The following is a 15,478-nucleotide window of genomic DNA, read 5'->3' on the forward strand; positions in this document are numbered from 1 at the left end:
CCGTGGGGTGCGTTGCCCCGCGAATTCGTGGTCGATCAGCAGGGTGTGGCGCAGCCTTTGCGGGCGTACCACCACCAGGTCACGACGATGCAGCTCAGGTAGAAACCGACAAAAAGGTAGAACGCCATGGCCGGGCTGCCGGTGGCGGCCATGGAGGTGCCGAAGGTCTTGGGGATGAAGAACGCGCCGAATGCGCCCATGGCCGAGCTGAAACCCAGCACGGCGGCGGATTCCTTGCCGGCGTCCTTCAAGGCTTGCTCACGCACGGCCGGCGGTTGGCCGGCGCTGGCCTTTTCGTGAACGGTGCGGAAGATCACCGGGATCATGCGGAAGGTGGAGCCGTTGCCGATGCCGGTGGTGATGAACAGCAGCATGAACAGGCCCAGGAAGCCGTAGAAGTTGCCCGCCTCGCCCTGCTGCGGCAAAAAGTGCAGCACGCCGAAGACCATCACGATCATCAACACGAAGTTCCACAGGGTCACCCGCGCACCGCCCAGCTTGTCCGCCAGCCAGCCGCCCAACGGGCGTACCAGCGCGCCCACCAGCGGGCCGAGGAAGGCGAATTTCAGCGCCACCACGTCGGGAAACGAGGTCTTGATCAGCAGCGGAAACGCCGCCGAGAAGCCGATGAACGAACCAAACGTCGCCAGGTACAACCAGCACATCAGCCAGTTGTGCTTGCGCTTGAAGATCACCGCCTGGTCGCTGAACGAGGCGCGGGCGCTGGACAGGTCATTCATGCCGAACCACGCCGCCACGGTGACGATCAGGATGAACGGCACCCAGATGAACCCGGCGTTCTGCAACCACAGCTGGCTGCCATCCGCCAGGGTTTGCGGCTGGCCACCGAACGCGCCGAAGGCGGCAAAGGTGATCACCAGCGGCACGCAAAACTGCATCACCGACACCCCCAGGTTGCCGAGACCGGCGTTCAGGCCGAGGGCAGTGCCCTGCTGGGACTTGGGGTAGAAAAAGCTGATGTTGGACATGCTGGAAGCGAAGTTGCCGCCGCCAAACCCGCAGAGCAAGGCGATCAGCACAAACACGCTGTACGGGGTGCTCGGGTCTTGCACCGCGAAGCCCATCCACAGCGACGGCAGCAGCAAGGAGGCGGTGCTCAGGGCGGTCCAGCGGCGCCCGCCGAAGATCGGCACCATGAACGAATAGAACACCCGCAACGTCGCACCCGATAGGCCCGGCAAGGCGGCCAGCCAGAACAGCTGGTCAGTGGTAAAGCTGAAGCCGATGGCGTTGAGGCGCACGATGACTGTGCTCCACACCATCCACACGGCAAAGGCCAGCAACAGCGCGGGGATCGAGATCCACAGGTTGCGGGTCGCGGTCTTCTTGCCGCTGGCGCCCCAGAACGCCGGGTCTTCGGGGCGCCAGTCGTGGATCACCGGGCCCGATTCGGGCTTTTGCGCGATAGACATGATCATTCTCCTCTGCCGGCTCGTGTGCCGAGCAACGGCTGTTTGCGGATTTCGCTGAGGTACATCCAGGTCAGGGACACCCAGACCACGCCGTACATCAACATGAAGCAGGAAGAGCGCACGCCGGTGAGGTCCACCAGGGCGCCGAACATAATCGGCAGGACAAAGCCGCCCAGGCCACCGGCGAGGCCGACGATGCCGGACACCGCGCCCATGTTGTGCGGGTAGTCATTGGCGATGTATTTGAAGACCGAGGCCTTGCCGAATGCGAAGGCGATGCCCATCACAAACAGCAGCACGGTGAACAGCGTGGGGTTGAGACCGATATGGAAATCCAGGGGACCGTTGACGGTCATCACTTGCAGTTGGGTCTGCGGGTAGCTGAGCAGGAACAGGCAGATCCAGCTCACCCACAGCACCCACCAGGTCACGCTTTGCGCGCCCCAGCGGTCCGACATCCAGCCGCCCACCGCGCGCAGCACACCGCCGGGCAGGGAGAAACACGCGGCCAGCAGCGCGGCGCTTTGCAGGCTGAAACCGTATTCCTGCACGTAGTACTTGGTCACCCACAGGGCCAGCGCGACGTAGCCGCCGAAGACAATCGAGTAGTACTGGCAGTAGCGCCACACGGCCGGATCTTTCAGGCACGCCAACTGCTCACGCAGGGTGGCGCCACCGGCACTGCGGTGCGCCTTGTTTTCGCTGGTGAGAAACCAGAACAGCAGCGCAGTGACAAACAGGATCGCGCTGAACACCTTGGGCACCAGGTGCCAGGTGCCGAGGGCAATCAGCGCCGGGGCGAGAAACTTGGTCACCGCCGCCCCGGCGTTGCCGGCGCCGAACACGCCCATGGCGAAGCCCTGGTTGTCCTTGTCGAACCATTTGGCGACGTAGGCAATGCCCACCGAAAACGAGCCGCCCGCCAGGCCGACAAACAGGCCGAGCACGAGGAACTGCCAATAGGCGGTGGCGTAGGTAATCAGGTACAGCGGCAGTACGCAGACCAGCATCAGCAGGAAAAACACGATGCGCCCGCCGAAGCGATCCGTCAGCAGGCCCAGCGGCAGGCGCACCAGGGAACCGGTCAGCACCGGCGTGGCGGCCAGCAGGCCGAACTGGGTCTCGTTGAGTTGCAGCAGGTCTTTGATCGGCACGCCGAGCACGGCGAACATCATCCACACCATAAAGCAGACGGTGAAGGCCAAGGTGCTCATGCCCAGCACCAGACCTTGTCGCAGACGGGGTTGAGTCACGGTATGCGCTCCAGAAAGTGATTCCATGAGCGCAGGTTAGGGGCGACACCCCCGCAGAACTTGACCCAGATCAACGTGGGCCGGGTGGGTATGGGGCTATGCTGGCCCCGTCTACCTCCTTGGAGGTAGTCAACAAATCAAGAGAAAGCCTTTATTTATCAATGGATTGCTCTCTTGTGCCGGCTTTTATCCGTGGGAGGGTTCGCCGGCAATTCTTTAGAGGTAGTGCGCCAGGGAAGGCCACGTTCAACCCCCTTTCCCGTTCCAGGTGCAAGCATGCTGCTCCCCCACGCCCTTCGATTGCGCCGTCATGTTTGACTGGCTGCGCAGCTCCCTGCCCGCCCGCGCTGGCCTGGCGGTGATCCTGATCGCTATCTTGGCGCTGGCCAGTTCCCTCAGCGCCGGGCTGATCGCCTGGTTCAGCCAGGGCGACGCCGCCGCGATCAACACCGCCGGCTCCGTGCGCATGGAGACCTACCACCTCAGCTGGAAACTCGCCGCCGGCGCACGCGCGGATGAAATCGCCGAGGTCAGCCAGAGCCTGCAACGGCGCCTCGACAGCCAGTCCCTGAAAGCCGTGCTCGAAGACGGCCCGCACAGCGCGCTGTTGCAGAGTTACCAGCAGATCCAGCAACGCTGGAACGACGAACTGCGCCCAGCAGTGATGCGCGGCGACGCGGCGCTGTTCCAGGCCCAGGCACCGGCGTTCGTCGAGCAACTGAACCGCTTCGTCAGCCTGTTGCAGCAACAGAGCGAACACAAGCAAGGCTGGCAACAGGCGATCCAGGGCCTGGCGCTGTTCAGCACCTTGATCATCCTGCTGCTGGGTTTGTATGAGTTGCAGTACGGCGTGGTCACGCCGCTGCAAGAACTGGTGCACGCCACCCGGCGCTTTCGTGACGGTGACTACCAGACCCGGGTCAACCACCGCTCCGACGACGAGCTGGGCCAACTGGCCCTGAGCTTCAATGCCATGGCCGCGACCATCGAAGCGTCCCATCGCACCCTGGAAAGCCAGGTGCAACTCAAGACCCTCAACCTGCAACAAGCCAACGCCGCCCTGGAACTGCTGTACCAGAGCAGCAGCAGCCTGGCCACGCGCCTGGCCAATGCCGAGGGCCTCGATGAACTGATCCGGCGCTTCCAGAAACGCTTGCCGGGGCTGCGCTTGTCGCTGTGCCTGCAAGGCCACTTCCTCGCCCCGGCCCAGCAGATGCTCGCCCTGCACGGCGAGCACAGCCGCAACGTCTGCGCGATTGGCGATTGCGCCACCTGCGAGCGTGCCCACGTCGCCCCGCCGCAGGTGTTCAGCATCAGCAACCAGGGCGCCGAACTGGGTGAACTCAAGGCGCACTTCCTCGACGGCCATGCGCCCCAGGATTGGGAGCAACAACTGATCCAGGCCCTGGCCAACCTGATCGGCACCTCGCTGTCCCTCAAGCGCCAGCGCGAGCAGGACCACCGCCTGCTGCTGTTGGACGAGCGCACCATCATCGCCCGCGAACTGCACGACTCCCTGGCCCAGGCGCTGTCGTACATGAAGCTGCAAGTGAGCCGCATGCAAACCCTGATCCGCCGTGGCGAACCGGTGGAAAGCCTGGCCAGCGTCACCGCCGAACTGCGCGAAGGCTTGAACAACGCCTACCGCCAACTGCGCGAATTGCTCACCACCTTTCGCTTGCAGATCCACGATGCCGGGCTGGTGCAAGAGCTGCAAGACACTGCCGAAGAGTTCTCCCAGCGCGGCGAATTCCAGGTGCACCTGCATGTGGATGCGCTGGCGTTCCAGCTGTCGGCCAGCGAGCAGATCCACCTGTTGCAGATCACCCGCGAAGCCCTGTCCAACTGCCTGCGCCACGCCCATGCGCAGAATGCCTGGCTGCAACTGCGCCAGGTCGGCGAGACCGTCAGCCTGAGCATCGACGACGACGGCCGTGGTTTTGGCGGCGACGTCGACAAACGAGAACACCACGGCCTGACCATCATGGACGAACGCGCGCGCAGCCTGCACGGCCACCTCGACATCAGCCCCCGCGAGCCCCAGGGCACCCGGGTGCAGCTGCGTTTCCAGCCGGAATTCCTCGGCCATTCCCTACAAGGCACCGCCCCATGAACACCGCCACGCGCCACCGTATCCTGCTGGTTGACGATCACCCGATGATGCGCCACGGCATGCGCCAGATCCTCGAACTGGAAGACGACCTGCACGTGGTCGGCGAGGCCGGCAACGGCCAGGAAGCCCTCGACCAGATCGCCAGCCTGCAACCGGACCTGGTGCTGCTGGATAACAACATGCCGCACATGAACGGCCTGGAAACCCTGCGCCGCCTGCGGGCCATGGACTATGCGGGCAAGGTGCTGCTGTTTACCGTGTCCGACGCTGAGGACGATGTGCGGGATGCGCTGCGGCTGGATGCCAATGGGTATTTGCTCAAGGACATGGAGCCGGAGTTGGTGGTGGAGTTTATTCGTGATGCGTTGCATGGCGCGTTGGTGATCAGTCCCGGGTTGACCCGTGTGCTGGCCCAGGCGTTGCGCGCGCCGCAGCCGCATGCGGCGGTGGAATTGACTGAGCGGGAGCGGCAGGTTTTGCGCACGATTGCCAGTGGGTATAGCAACAAGGTGATCGGGCATAAGTTGGGGATTACGGAGGGGACGGTGAAGGTGCATGTGAAGAATTTGCTGCATAAGCTGGGGTTGAGGTCGCGGGTGGAGGCGGCGGTTTGGGCTATGGAACACCTGCGGCAGGTGGGGTGAGTGGCCTTGGGTACATATCCGTTATTTGGGTAACGGCGGGTATTGGTTCCGCCCTTACGGCGGGTCACTTTGGAAAAGAGCCCCAAAGTAACCAAAGGGCTCTTGCCCCAACACTCGGTGCCTCGCCTAGGCTCGGCATGCCCGTAATCCGACATGGATTTGGGGGGCCGCCGCCACGCGCCATCCATGGCGCGGGGCGGCTAAACCGGCATCCCTGCCGGTTTACCCCCCAAATCCATGTCGAATTCCGGCCAGCGTGTTTAACGGGGCGCCCAAGATCAAAATCAAAAACAAAGCGCGGCGGCCTAGTAGCCGACCTAATCGATGAAGCGTGCGCATTCCCCTGTGGGAGCTGGCTTGCCTGCGATGGCATCAACTGGGTGTGCCTGATGTACCGAGGTGTCTGCATCGCAGGCAAGCCAGCTCCCACATTTTGAACCGAGATCGACACAAAGAATCGGTCGGCTCTAAGGCCGCCGCGCTCTGGCTTTTGATCTGGGGTCGCCCCGTCAAACACGCTGGCCGAACGCAGGCTTGAATCCGTGGGCAACCCGGCAGGACGCCGGGTTAGCCGCACTGGGCCATGGATGGCCCATTGCGGCGGCCCACGGATTCAAGCCTGCGTTCGGGCACACCGAGCCTAGGCGAGGTGCCGAGTGTTGGGGCGAAGCGTTTTTGGTTACTTTTTGCGCTCTTCAAAAAGTGACCCGCTGTAAGAGCGGAACCATAAGCAGCCGTTACCGAAGAAACGGATATGTACTCGGTTACCCGGTCAAACACCAACCCCCCGCCCCGCCCGCTCCAACCCCCGCCACAACAACCCCGGCAACACATCCGAATCCAAACTATCAATCAAATTCTTCAACCCCAACCCCAATTCCGTATCCCCCTCAATCACCAACCGCCGCCGAAAAAACAACGTATCCGGATCCTCCTGCCGACTGGCCAACAACAAAAACTCCCGCCAATTACCACTGATGGTCACCTGCGCCTCAGCCCTGTCAGCAATACGCAACCCCTCCCGCGCCAACGTCAGGTACCAACACAACCCCAAGTCAGGAACGCGCAAACACATCCAACGCCCGCGCAGCAAATCAAAACCACCCTCGCGCAAAGGCTCAGCCAGACAGCGATTAAGCCCCTGCTCCAAGGCCACACGCTGCACCGCAAACGGCACCCGCCGAACCAGCGGCAACAACCGGTCGGCCCCCTTGAGCAACCATTGCTTGCGACTCAACACAGCCCCACCTCCTCAACCCGTAACATGCCCGCCTGGCCATGCCAGTAGCCGTTGCAACCCTCGACAAACAGCGGCGGCGTCGCGCCCTGGCGCACATGGTCGTAGGCACGCACCACATCAGCCATGCCTTCCGCACGCGGGCTCAGGCGCAAGACATCAGCGCCACAAGCGACCAACCCGGGATAGTCGGCCAGCAGGTTAGTCACGTCCGCCGACATCGTCTGAATCCCATTCAAGGTAAACAACGCCTGCCCTTCCTGGCTGGTCAAGGCCATGCCGTCCGGGTAGTTGATGCAGCAGAACTGGCAGTCGTCCTTGGGCCGGTTTTCGGCGCGGGCGGTGAAGCAGCGCGCCGAGTAGGCCAGGGGCAAATGGCCGTAGGCGAAGATTTCCACCTCCGGCAACGGCCTGCCCAATTCGCGCACCTGTTCCAGCACATCGGCGATCAAGCTCTGGGAGCATTCCACCGCCGGCACCCAGCGTTGCATGCCCAAGTCGAGCAACTGCACCAGGGCGTGGCCGTTGTAGAGGTTGAGCGCCGGGCCGCCGACAAAGGGCAACTTGCGCTCCACCAGCAACTGCACCGCGCCCATGTCGTTGGCTTCCACCTGTAACTCGCCGTTGTCGCACAGGCGCCGCAGGCGGGACAGTTCGGAGGCCGCCTCGATCAAGGTGAGGCTCGACAACACGATCTGCGCCGAACTGCACGCCTGCAACTCGCGGCCCAGGCCCAGCCATTGATCGAGGTTGAACACGCGGCGTTTCGAGCACACGGTTTCGCCCAGGTAGATCACGTCCAGGGGCACGTCGGCCATGTCCGCGTAGAAGCGCCCGAGGTGTTCCTTGTCCCAATAAAACAGCACCGGTCCGAGGCTGAGTTTCATCTGTGTGTCCTCACTGCCATGCACGATGGTAAGCACCCAGGGTGGTCTGGCTGCCTTCGGAAAGCCCGGCCAATACCTGACGCCATTGTTCCTTGACGACAAAGTTGGCCGGGTTGCTGCGGTGGGCGTCGAGGGCCGCGCGCCAGACGCGGGTGACTTGCTCCACATAGGCCGGGCTGCGTTGGCGGCCTTCGATCTTCACCGCTTCCACGCCGATGGCGGCCAGTTCCGGCAGCAGGTCGAGGGTGTCAAGGCTGGTGGGTTCCTCCAGCGCATGGAAGCTCTTGCCGCCCACCAGGAAGCGGCCCTTGCACAGGGTCGGGTAGCCGGCCGGTTCGTCCGGGGTGTAGCGGTCGATCAGCACTTCGCTCAAGCGCGCGCTGAGGCCGTCGGCGTCGTCGCTCCAGCGCACCGCCTTGGCCGGCGAGCACACGCCGCACAGGTTGGGGGATTCGCCGGTGATGTAGGAGGACAAGTGGCAGCGCCCTTCGGCCATGATGCACAGGCTGCCAAAGCCGAACACTTCGATGGGCACCGTGGCGCTCGCCGCCACCTGCCTGACCTGGGCCAGGGACAACACCCGGGGCAGCACCGCACGGCGGATGCCATAGCGTTCGACGTAGAACTTCAACGCCGCCGCGTGGGTGGCCGAGCCCTGCACCGACAAGTGCAAGGCCATCTGCGGATGACGCGCGGCCGCGTAGCCGAGCACGCCGGGGTCGCCGGCAATCAGGGCGTCCACCCCATGGTCGGCGGCGCGATCGACGGCGCGTTGCCAGCGCGGCCAGATCTTCGGTTGCGGGTAGGTGTTGACCGCCACGTAGAGCTTGCGCTGGTGCTGGCGGATATGGGCGACGGCGGCGTCGAACTGCTTGTCGTCCATGTTCAGCCCGGCGAAGTGCCGGGCGTTGGTGTCATCGCGAAACCCCACATACACCGCGTCGGCGCCTTGGCGCACAGCGGCTTTCAACGCAGGCAAGTTACCTGCCGGGCAGACCAGTTGCATGGTGGCTCCTTATTGAAAATCGGCAAAGGACAGAAACGGCACCGCCGCGCCCTTGAGCACCTGTTGCCCGCGCTCGACGATCACCAGGCCGTCGGCCCAGCAGGCGGCGACCAGCATCGCCGAGCTTTGCTGCGGGTGCAGGATCGCGCGCAGTTGCCCATCGCTGCCGGGGCTCAAGCGCGCACGCAGGTATTGGCGGCGCGGGTTGGGCTTGAGCCATTCAAACGCCGCCGGCACGCTGGCCGGCACCGGCAACACCCGCTCTGCGCCCTGGGCACGCAGCAGGAACGGGCGCACCACCACCAGCGCCGTGACCAGCGCGGCCGTCGGATTACCCGGCAGGCCAATCCACGGTTTGCCCGCCACCTGACCAAACGCCAGGGGCTTGCCGGGCTGGATCGCCAGGCGCCAGAACTCGACCTTGCCCAGTTCGCGGATCGCTTGCTTGAGGTGGTCCTCCTCCCCCACCGACACGCCGCCGGTGGTCAGCAGCAGGTCGCATTCGGAAGACGCCAGCGCCAACGCATCGCGACTCGCCGTCAGGGCGTCGGCCATCACGCCGTAGTCGTGCACCTCCACACCCCAGCCCCGCAGCAGCGCTGCGATGAGGTAACGGTTGCTGTTGTAGATCTGCCCCGGTGCCAGCGACTCACCGGGTTCGCGCAATTCATCACCACTGCTGAGCAGGCACACCCGCAGCGGCCGATAGACCTTGACCCGAGGGATGCCCGCCGCCGCCAGCAGGCCGATCTCCTGGGCGCGCAGGCGCTTGCCGGCGCTCAACACCTGCTGCCCGCGTTGCAGCTCTTCGCCGCGCTTGCGCACGTGGTCGCCCAAGCGGACCGGCGGGCACCAGATGCGCTGGCCATACACGCGGCAACGTTCCTGGGCGACCACACTGTCGGCCCCCGGTGGCAACGGCGCGCCGGTAAAGATGCGCACGGCTTGCCCGGCCTGCAACGGCTCATCGCTGCTGTGCCCGGCAGCGATACGCCCGGCGACTTCCAGATGACCGCCCTGCTCCGGCACGTCAAACGCGCGCAGGGCGTAGCCGTCCATGGCACTGTTGTCCCAGGCCGGCAAGTCGAGGGGCGAAAACACGTCTTCAGCGACCACCCGCCCAAGGGCCTGGGCCAAGGCAATCACCTCGGTGGACGGGGGTGGCGGCGCCTGCGCGAGCAACTGCTCGATAGCGTCCTCCACCGGCAGCAGGTCACCGCTGTCACACAGGTTCATGAGCGTGACTCACAGGCGCTGAGCGCTTGATCGAGTTGCGGCTTGAGGTGCGGCGCGAAGTTGCACGGGCCGGTGCGGCTGTCCAGTTGGCCGACAAGAATCTGGTCCCAGGCCGTGCGACAGGCGCCCGGTGAACCCGGCATGCAGCACACCAGCACGCCGTTGCTGAAGCCGGCCAGGGCGCGGGATTGCAGGGTCGACATGCCGATTTCGGCCAGGGACACCTGACGGAACAACTCGCCGAAGCCGTCCACTTGCTTGTCCAGCAGCGGCAGCACGGCTTGGGGCGTGTTGTCGCGCGCGGTGAAACCGGTGCCGCCGGTCATCAGCACCACTTGCACCTGGGGGTCGGCGATCCACTGTGAAACCCGGGCGCGGATCTGGTAGATGTCGTCCATCACGATGCCACGGTCGATGAGCATGTGGCCGGCGGTTTGCAGGCGGTCTACCAGGGTGTCGCCGGAGGTGTCGGTGTCGTAGGTGCGGGTGTCGCTGATGGTCAGTACGGCGATGTTCAGGGAGACGAAGTTTTGCTGGGTCAGGTGGGCCATGGTCCGGGCTCCAAGCGTTGGAAAGATGGGGGCAGCCTGCGCCGCATTGGGCGTAGGGCCTATTCCTCGGAGGAGGTATGCCGTTGGGGGCGTGGTCCTTCAGGGGGGTTGGCACAGTGTGGGAACTGGCTGGGTGGGGGCTGTTGATCGTGGTCAAGGGTTGGGTGTGGCATGGGGTCGCATGGAATGGCCGGGACTGCCCGGGGAGATGTTTTTCTGTGGGAGCTGGCTTGCCTGCGATGGCGGTCTATCGGTGTACATATCCGTTATTTGGGTAACGGCCACCTATGGTTCCGCCCTTACGGCGGGTCACTTTTGGAAAAGAGCCCCAAAAGTAACCAAAAGGGCTCTTGCCCCAACACTCGGTGCCTCGCCTAGGCTCGGCATGCCCGTAATCCGACATGGATTTGGGGGGCCGCCGCCCCGCGCCATCCATGGCGCGGGGCGGCTAAACCGGCATCCCTGCCGGTTTACCCCCCAAATCCATGTCGAATTCCGGCCAGCGTGTTTAACGGGGCGCCCAAGATCAAAATCAAAAGCAAAGCGAGGCGGCCTGACAGCCGGCCTGATCGATGAAGCGTGCGCGTTTCCCTGTGGGAGCTGGCTTGCCTGCGATGGCATCAACTGGGTTTGTCTGGTGTACCGAGTTGTCTGCATCGCAGGCAAGCCAGCTCCCACAGTTGCCGGTTCCCACAGTTGAAGAGTGGACACCATGAGAAATACCGGTCGGCTTTAAGGCCGCCGCGCTCTTGCTTTTGATCTGGGGTCGCCCCGTTAAACACGCTGGCCGAACGCAGGCTTGAATCCGTGGGCAACCCGGCAGGACGCCGGGTTAGCCGCCCCGCGCCATGGATGGCGCGTGGCGGCGGCCCACGGATTCAAGCCTGCGTTCGGGCATGCCGAGCCTAAGCGAGGCACCGAGTGTTGGGGCAAGAGCCCTTTGGTTACTTTGGGGCTTTTTCTCCGGTCCGTACAGGTCCCTCCAAAAGTGACCCGCCGTAAGGGCGGAACCCTAAGTGGCCGTTACCGAAGAAACGGATATGTACACAGACACCACACCTACCCCGGATGCCCATCCACCCGCGCCCGCCACAACATCGGCCCATACCGCCACAAGTACAGCCCAAACCCAACACACCAACACCCCCCCGCCCCCCACAACCCCACCACCGGCCAAACCCCCACCAAAAACACCCGACACACACACGCCAAATTCAACAAGACAAACGCCACCCCCATCCCCCGCGGCAACTGCAACGGCCGCCCCGTATGCCCAAGACTCACCCGCGCAATCATCGCCAAAATCAACCCACCCATGCCCCCCACGGTCAACGCATGCACCGCCAGACTAGGATTCAACGCCCCCCCAAAATGCCACAGCCCCATCCCCAGGCACGCCAACGCCAGCCAGGCATAAGCCAAGTGCAACGACCACAACAGCGGCACCCGCCACAGCCCACGATCATGCCAGCGCACCAATCGCAACAAGTGCCCCAGACCCAACACAAAAAACAGCACGCCAAGCCACACGCTAGGAAGCAGTGCCACTCCACTGACGTAGCCCAGCGCAACCAGGACCGACCCGCCCAACAACAGATAATCCAACCACGGCCAAGGCTTGACCGCCTCAACCCGTCCCAAGCCGCGCTGGGTAAAAAACGGAATCACCCGCCCACCGATCAGCCCCATCATCGCCGCCACCAGCCACAACCCGGCCAGCACCGCCTGACGTTGCAGGCTCGCGTCAACCAACGACACTCCATCCGCCACCGCCAGCAGCACCAACACCAGCACAATCGGGTAGTTGCGCGTCTGCCGTACCTTCCACAGCGTCCAGCCCATCACCCCGGCCACGGCCAACGGAAAGCTCAGTTCCAGCAACGCCAGCAACGGCCACGGGACGTTCAGCAACCAACCCAAGCGCGCCGCCAGCCACAACGCCACCAGTACGGCCAAGGGCGCACCGCTGAGGCCCGGGCGCCCGGTCCAGGTCTGCACCGCCGTCAGCAGGAAGCCAGCGATGATCGCCACGCCAAAACCGAACAACAGCTCATGCCGATGCCACGCCAGCCAGCCGCCCGCTGGTTGCCAACCGCCGGTCATGCCGCCCAGGGCCAGCAGCCACAGGGGAATCGCCAGCGCCGCCAACAGGCACGCACCGAGAAAAAAAAGGCCGGAAGGCCAGGCGAAACAGCGGGGTAATCGACATTGCCTTGCGCCGATCCAGTACGTGCATGTTGCGGCTCCTCAACTCAGTTCTGTGGCGATGGTGCGCCTGTGCCCGCGTCTTGCCCTTGTCGCAGATCAAGCTGTGCCAAGGGCCGTCGGATTAGCCTTGAGCCCCCTTCCCCTTTGTGTCCCGAGGTATTGATGGTGCTCCATCGTGTCCATCACCAGATCCTGCGCAGTCACCACCTGTTCGAGCCCATGGACGAGGCCCAACTGAGTGAGTTGATGAGCAACAGCCAATTGCTCAATGTCGACAAGGGCGAGCCGCTGTTTCGCCAGGGCGAACCGGCCGATGCGTTTTACTTCGTGATTGCCGGCGCGGTGAAAATCTACCGCCTGACCCCGGATGGCCAGGAGAAAGTGTTCGAGGTGATCGGCGAGCGCCAGACCTTTGCCGAAGCGATGATGCTGATGGACACGCCCAACTATGTGGCGTGCGCCGAAGCGGTGTGCCCGACCCAGGTGTATCGCCTGTCCAACGCCACCTATATGCGCCTGTTGCAGAGCAACAGCCGCCTGACCTTCGCCTTGCTCGGCACGTTGTGCGTGCGTTTGCACCAGCGGGTCAACGAGATCGAGACGTTGTCGCTGAAAAACGCCACCCACCGCGTGGTGCGCTACCTGCTCACGCAACTGGTGCGCCTGCACAGCAGCGAGACGCGCTTTGAACTGCCCATGGCCAAGCAGTTGATCGCCGGGCACTTGTCGATTCAGCCGGAGACGTTCTCGCGGATTATCCGGCGCCTGATCGATGAAAAGATCATCACCCAGGACGGTCGCCACATCGCCATTCTCGACCGTTCGCGCCTGGAGCAATTCGAGTGAAAACCTGCCTCTACTGCCAGCATCGCAATGCCGTGGAGCGCGACACCTGCGAGCACTGCGCCATGCCGCTGCCGGCGTCCGAGGCCAGCCACCAGGCCCGGCGGCTGAGCCGCTTCCAGTGGTTTTGCCTGGGCCTGCTGCTGTTTTGCATCGCGATGTTCTTCTGGTTGCCCCGGGGTATTTACTGACCTTCGGTCAACTGCCGGTACAGCTGCGGCAAGCGTTGGGGCAACTGCTGCGGTTGGCGGATCAGGGTGAAGCCATTCGCGCCGAACATGTACGGCAGGTAGTCGCCGGCCTGTTTGTCGATGGTGATGCAGAACGGAATCAAGCCCGCGCGCCGCGCCTGCAGCACTGCCTGGCGGGTGTCTTCGAAGCCATAGCGGCCCTCGTACAGGTCCAGGTCATTGGGCTTGCCATCGGTGAGCAGCAACAGCAGCTTGCGCCGCTGCGGGCAGGCGCCCAACAGCTGGGTGGCCTGGCGGATGGCGGCGCCCATGCGCGTGTAATAGCCCTGCTTGAGGCCCTGGATCGCGCCGCGTATGCGGTCGTCGTAGGGTTGCTGGAAGGACTTGAGCACCTGCAAGCGCACCTGATGCCGGCGCAGGGACGAAAACCCATACAGCGCAAACCGATCCCCGGCCCCGGTCAGGCTTTCACCGAACAGCAGCAAGCTGTCGCGGATCACGTCGATGACTTTTTGCGTGTCGTTCAGATGGGCGTCGGTGGACATCGACAGGTCCGCCAGCAGCAGGCACGCGAGGTCGCGCTGGCGGTGACGCTGCTCCATGAACAGGCCGCGCTCGGCACAGGCCGCGTGCTGGCGCTGCACATGGAAATCCAGCCAGGCTTGCAGGTCGAGTTCGCTGCCCTGGGGTTGCTGGCGCTGCCATTGGCGGTCGGTGCGCAGTCGCTGGAACTGGCGCCGCAGGCGCTGGGCCTGGGCTTGCAGGCGTGGGGGCAAGGGTTGCGGCGCCGCGTCGCGTGGCTGCATCAGTTGCAGGTTGACGAAGGCGTCTTGCAGGCGTTGTTGGCGATAGTCCCATTCGGGCAGCTTGATGCCTTCGCCGAGGGGGATGTCATCGACATCGGCGGGTGGCAGGTCGAGGTGCAGCTTCAGGCCGCCGCTCTTGCGCACGCGTTGGCGCGACAGGCTCAACTGGTCGAGGTCTTCGGCGACGCGTGCGGCATCCGGGTCGTGGCCGTCGTCGGTCCAGCGTTCGAGGTCGACGTGTTCGGTCCAGCTGAACAGGTTTTCCAGGCGGACCACCAGCAGGCCACCGTCGCGACGCTGGTCGTCCAGGCGTGTGACGCGTTTGCGCGCACCGTGCTGCTCGCCGGGATGGGCGGCGAGGTCGTCGCCTTCATCAAAGAGGTCGGCGCTTTGCGGCGTGTCCAGGTGCAGCGGCGGGTACAGCCATAACGGAAGCGGCCAGGGCGCACGCTGACTGCGCGGCAAGTGGCGCACGCTGTCGGGTTCGCGCAGGGCCTTGCGCAAGGCTTTTTCCAACGCCGCTTCGTCGGGGCACAGGCTGGCCGGGTCGGGGCGCAGGGCGATATGCGCGTCCACCAGGCGCCGGTAGCTGGGGCGCATGGCGGGATAGCGTTGCAGCAGCAGCCAGGTCCAGCGCTGGTTGTCCCGCGCCCAGTGGGTCATCGGGCCGGACTGTGCGGCGAGCAGGGCCAGCCAGCGATACAGTTCCAGGTTGAGGCTGGCGTGGGGGAACACCGCCAGGCGCGACGGCAGGCGCAAGCGGTTGCCGTCGCAGCTGGCCAGCGGCGCCTGCTTGCAGGTACCGGCGATGCGCATCAGCAGGTTGCGGCGCAGCAGCAGGTCGCGCTCGCCGGCAGCCTCCAGGGCGATGCCGCCGGCGCCGCCAAGGGCGCGAAACAGTAGCGCCAGACTGCGCTGGCGGTCGCGCAGGTGCACCTGCGCGGCGGGGAAATCCACGCTTGCACGGCGCGTGATAAAGCGGTGCCAGGCACTGCCGACCCACTCTTCCAGCTCCAGGGTAAAGGCCATGGGCATTGCTCCAAACGTAAAACGGCCCGCTGTACCAGCCG

General features: G+C 64.3%; 12 protein-coding genes and 1 pseudogene. 4 read left to right on the top strand and 9 right to left on the bottom strand.

The window, feature by feature from the left end; translation table 11 throughout:
* Nucleotides 1-35 precede the first annotated feature (35 nt).
* On the bottom strand, nt 36-1,433 hold the full coding sequence (locus tag PSH87_RS15605) for a NarK family nitrate/nitrite MFS transporter (RefSeq protein ID WP_305430108.1): 1,398 nt from the start codon (nt 1,431-1,433) through the stop codon (nt 36-38).
* Nucleotides 1,434-1,435: 2 nt separating this feature from the next.
* A complete protein-coding gene (locus PSH87_RS15610; protein WP_305430109.1) occupies nt 1,436-2,686 on the bottom strand; it encodes a nitrate/nitrite transporter in 1,251 nt (416 codons plus the stop codon).
* Between the two features lie 310 nt (nt 2,687-2,996).
* On the opposite strand from PSH87_RS15610, the gene PSH87_RS15615 reads away from it, so the two are divergent.
* Both PSH87_RS15615 and narL read left to right on the top strand, forming a co-directional pair.
* Nucleotides 2,997-4,799, top strand: a complete 1,803-nt coding sequence (locus PSH87_RS15615) for a HAMP domain-containing protein (protein WP_305430110.1) — start codon at nt 2,997-2,999, stop codon at nt 4,797-4,799.
* On the top strand, nt 4,796-5,443 hold the full coding sequence (narL, locus tag PSH87_RS15620) for a two-component system response regulator NarL (RefSeq protein ID WP_017735781.1): 648 nt from the start codon (nt 4,796-4,798) through the stop codon (nt 5,441-5,443). The genes PSH87_RS15615 and narL overlap by 4 nt, the downstream gene beginning before the upstream one ends.
* A 772-nt stretch (nt 5,444-6,215) precedes the next feature.
* Here the strand turns inward: narL and PSH87_RS15625 are convergent.
* The 6 genes and pseudogenes from PSH87_RS15625 to PSH87_RS15650 form a co-directional block, all read right to left on the bottom strand.
* Complete coding sequence (locus PSH87_RS15625) at nt 6,216-6,683, bottom strand: SCP2 domain-containing protein (RefSeq protein WP_305430111.1); 468 nt, start codon at nt 6,681-6,683, stop codon at nt 6,216-6,218.
* Nucleotides 6,677-7,567: a U32 family peptidase gene (locus PSH87_RS15630; protein ID WP_305430112.1), complete on the bottom strand. Its 891-nt coding sequence runs from the start codon at nt 7,565-7,567 to the stop codon at nt 6,677-6,679. The genes PSH87_RS15625 and PSH87_RS15630 overlap by 7 nt, the downstream gene beginning before the upstream one ends.
* A gap of 10 nt (nt 7,568-7,577) precedes the next feature.
* On the bottom strand, nt 7,578-8,573 hold the full coding sequence (locus PSH87_RS15635) for a peptidase U32 family protein (RefSeq protein WP_305430113.1): 996 nt from the start codon (nt 8,571-8,573) through the stop codon (nt 7,578-7,580).
* A gap of 9 nt (nt 8,574-8,582) precedes the next feature.
* Nucleotides 8,583-9,809, bottom strand: a complete 1,227-nt coding sequence (gene glp / locus PSH87_RS15640; protein WP_305430114.1) for a gephyrin-like molybdotransferase Glp — start codon at nt 9,807-9,809, stop codon at nt 8,583-8,585.
* Nucleotides 9,806-10,360 (bottom strand): molybdenum cofactor biosynthesis protein B, encoded by a 555-nt coding sequence (gene moaB / locus PSH87_RS15645; RefSeq protein WP_017735673.1) that lies wholly within the window; start codon nt 10,358-10,360, stop codon nt 9,806-9,808. Before moaB ends, glp begins: the two co-directional genes overlap by 4 nt.
* Before the next feature lie 1,059 nt (nt 10,361-11,419).
* Nucleotides 11,420-12,596 (bottom strand): annotated as a pseudogene (locus tag PSH87_RS15650) (NnrS family protein).
* A gap of 134 nt (nt 12,597-12,730) precedes the next feature.
* Between PSH87_RS15650 and PSH87_RS15655 the strand changes: the two are divergent.
* Entirely contained in the window at nt 12,731-13,414 is a 684-nt protein-coding gene (locus PSH87_RS15655; protein WP_017738901.1) for a Crp/Fnr family transcriptional regulator, read from the top strand.
* Nucleotides 13,411-13,602 carry a protein DnrP gene (locus PSH87_RS15660; RefSeq protein ID WP_305430115.1) on the top strand — a complete coding sequence of 64 codons (192 nt, stop codon included), beginning with the start codon at nt 13,411-13,413 and terminating at the stop codon, nt 13,600-13,602. Before PSH87_RS15655 ends, PSH87_RS15660 begins: the two co-directional genes overlap by 4 nt.
* On the opposite strand, the gene PSH87_RS15665 is transcribed toward PSH87_RS15660, so the two are convergent.
* Nucleotides 13,596-15,437 (bottom strand): nitric oxide reductase activation protein NorD, encoded by a 1,842-nt coding sequence (locus PSH87_RS15665; protein WP_305430116.1) that lies wholly within the window; start codon nt 15,435-15,437, stop codon nt 13,596-13,598. The genes PSH87_RS15660 and PSH87_RS15665 overlap by 7 nt on opposite strands.
* Between the last annotated feature and the right edge of the window lie 41 nt (nt 15,438-15,478).

Origin of the sequence: Pseudomonas sp. FP453, assembly GCF_030687495.1 — a bacterium.
Lineage (GTDB): Bacteria > Pseudomonadota > Gammaproteobacteria > Pseudomonadales > Pseudomonadaceae > Aquipseudomonas.

What these genes read in the sequence shown, in the direction of transcription:
- narL (WP_017735781.1), top strand. Translation starts at nt 4,796, where the DNA reads ATGAACACCGCCACGCGCCACCGTATCCTGCTGGTTGACGATCACCCG.
- PSH87_RS15605 (WP_305430108.1), bottom strand. Translation starts at nt 1,433, where the DNA reads ATGTCTATCGCGCAAAAGCCCGAATCGGGCCCGGTGATCCACGACTGG.
- PSH87_RS15665 (WP_305430116.1), bottom strand. Translation starts at nt 15,437, where the DNA reads ATGGCCTTTACCCTGGAGCTGGAAGAGTGGGTCGGCAGTGCCTGGCAC.
- PSH87_RS15615 (WP_305430110.1), top strand. Translation starts at nt 2,997, where the DNA reads ATGTTTGACTGGCTGCGCAGCTCCCTGCCCGCCCGCGCTGGCCTGGCG.
- glp (WP_305430114.1), bottom strand. Translation starts at nt 9,809, where the DNA reads ATGAACCTGTGTGACAGCGGTGACCTGCTGCCGGTGGAGGACGCTATC.
- PSH87_RS15630 (WP_305430112.1), bottom strand. Translation starts at nt 7,567, where the DNA reads ATGAAACTCAGCCTCGGACCGGTGCTGTTTTATTGGGACAAGGAACAC.
- PSH87_RS15635 (WP_305430113.1), bottom strand. Translation starts at nt 8,573, where the DNA reads ATGCAACTGGTCTGCCCGGCAGGTAACTTGCCTGCGTTGAAAGCCGCT.
- PSH87_RS15655 (WP_017738901.1), top strand. Translation starts at nt 12,731, where the DNA reads ATGGTGCTCCATCGTGTCCATCACCAGATCCTGCGCAGTCACCACCTG.
- moaB (WP_017735673.1), bottom strand. Translation starts at nt 10,360, where the DNA reads ATGGCCCACCTGACCCAGCAAAACTTCGTCTCCCTGAACATCGCCGTA.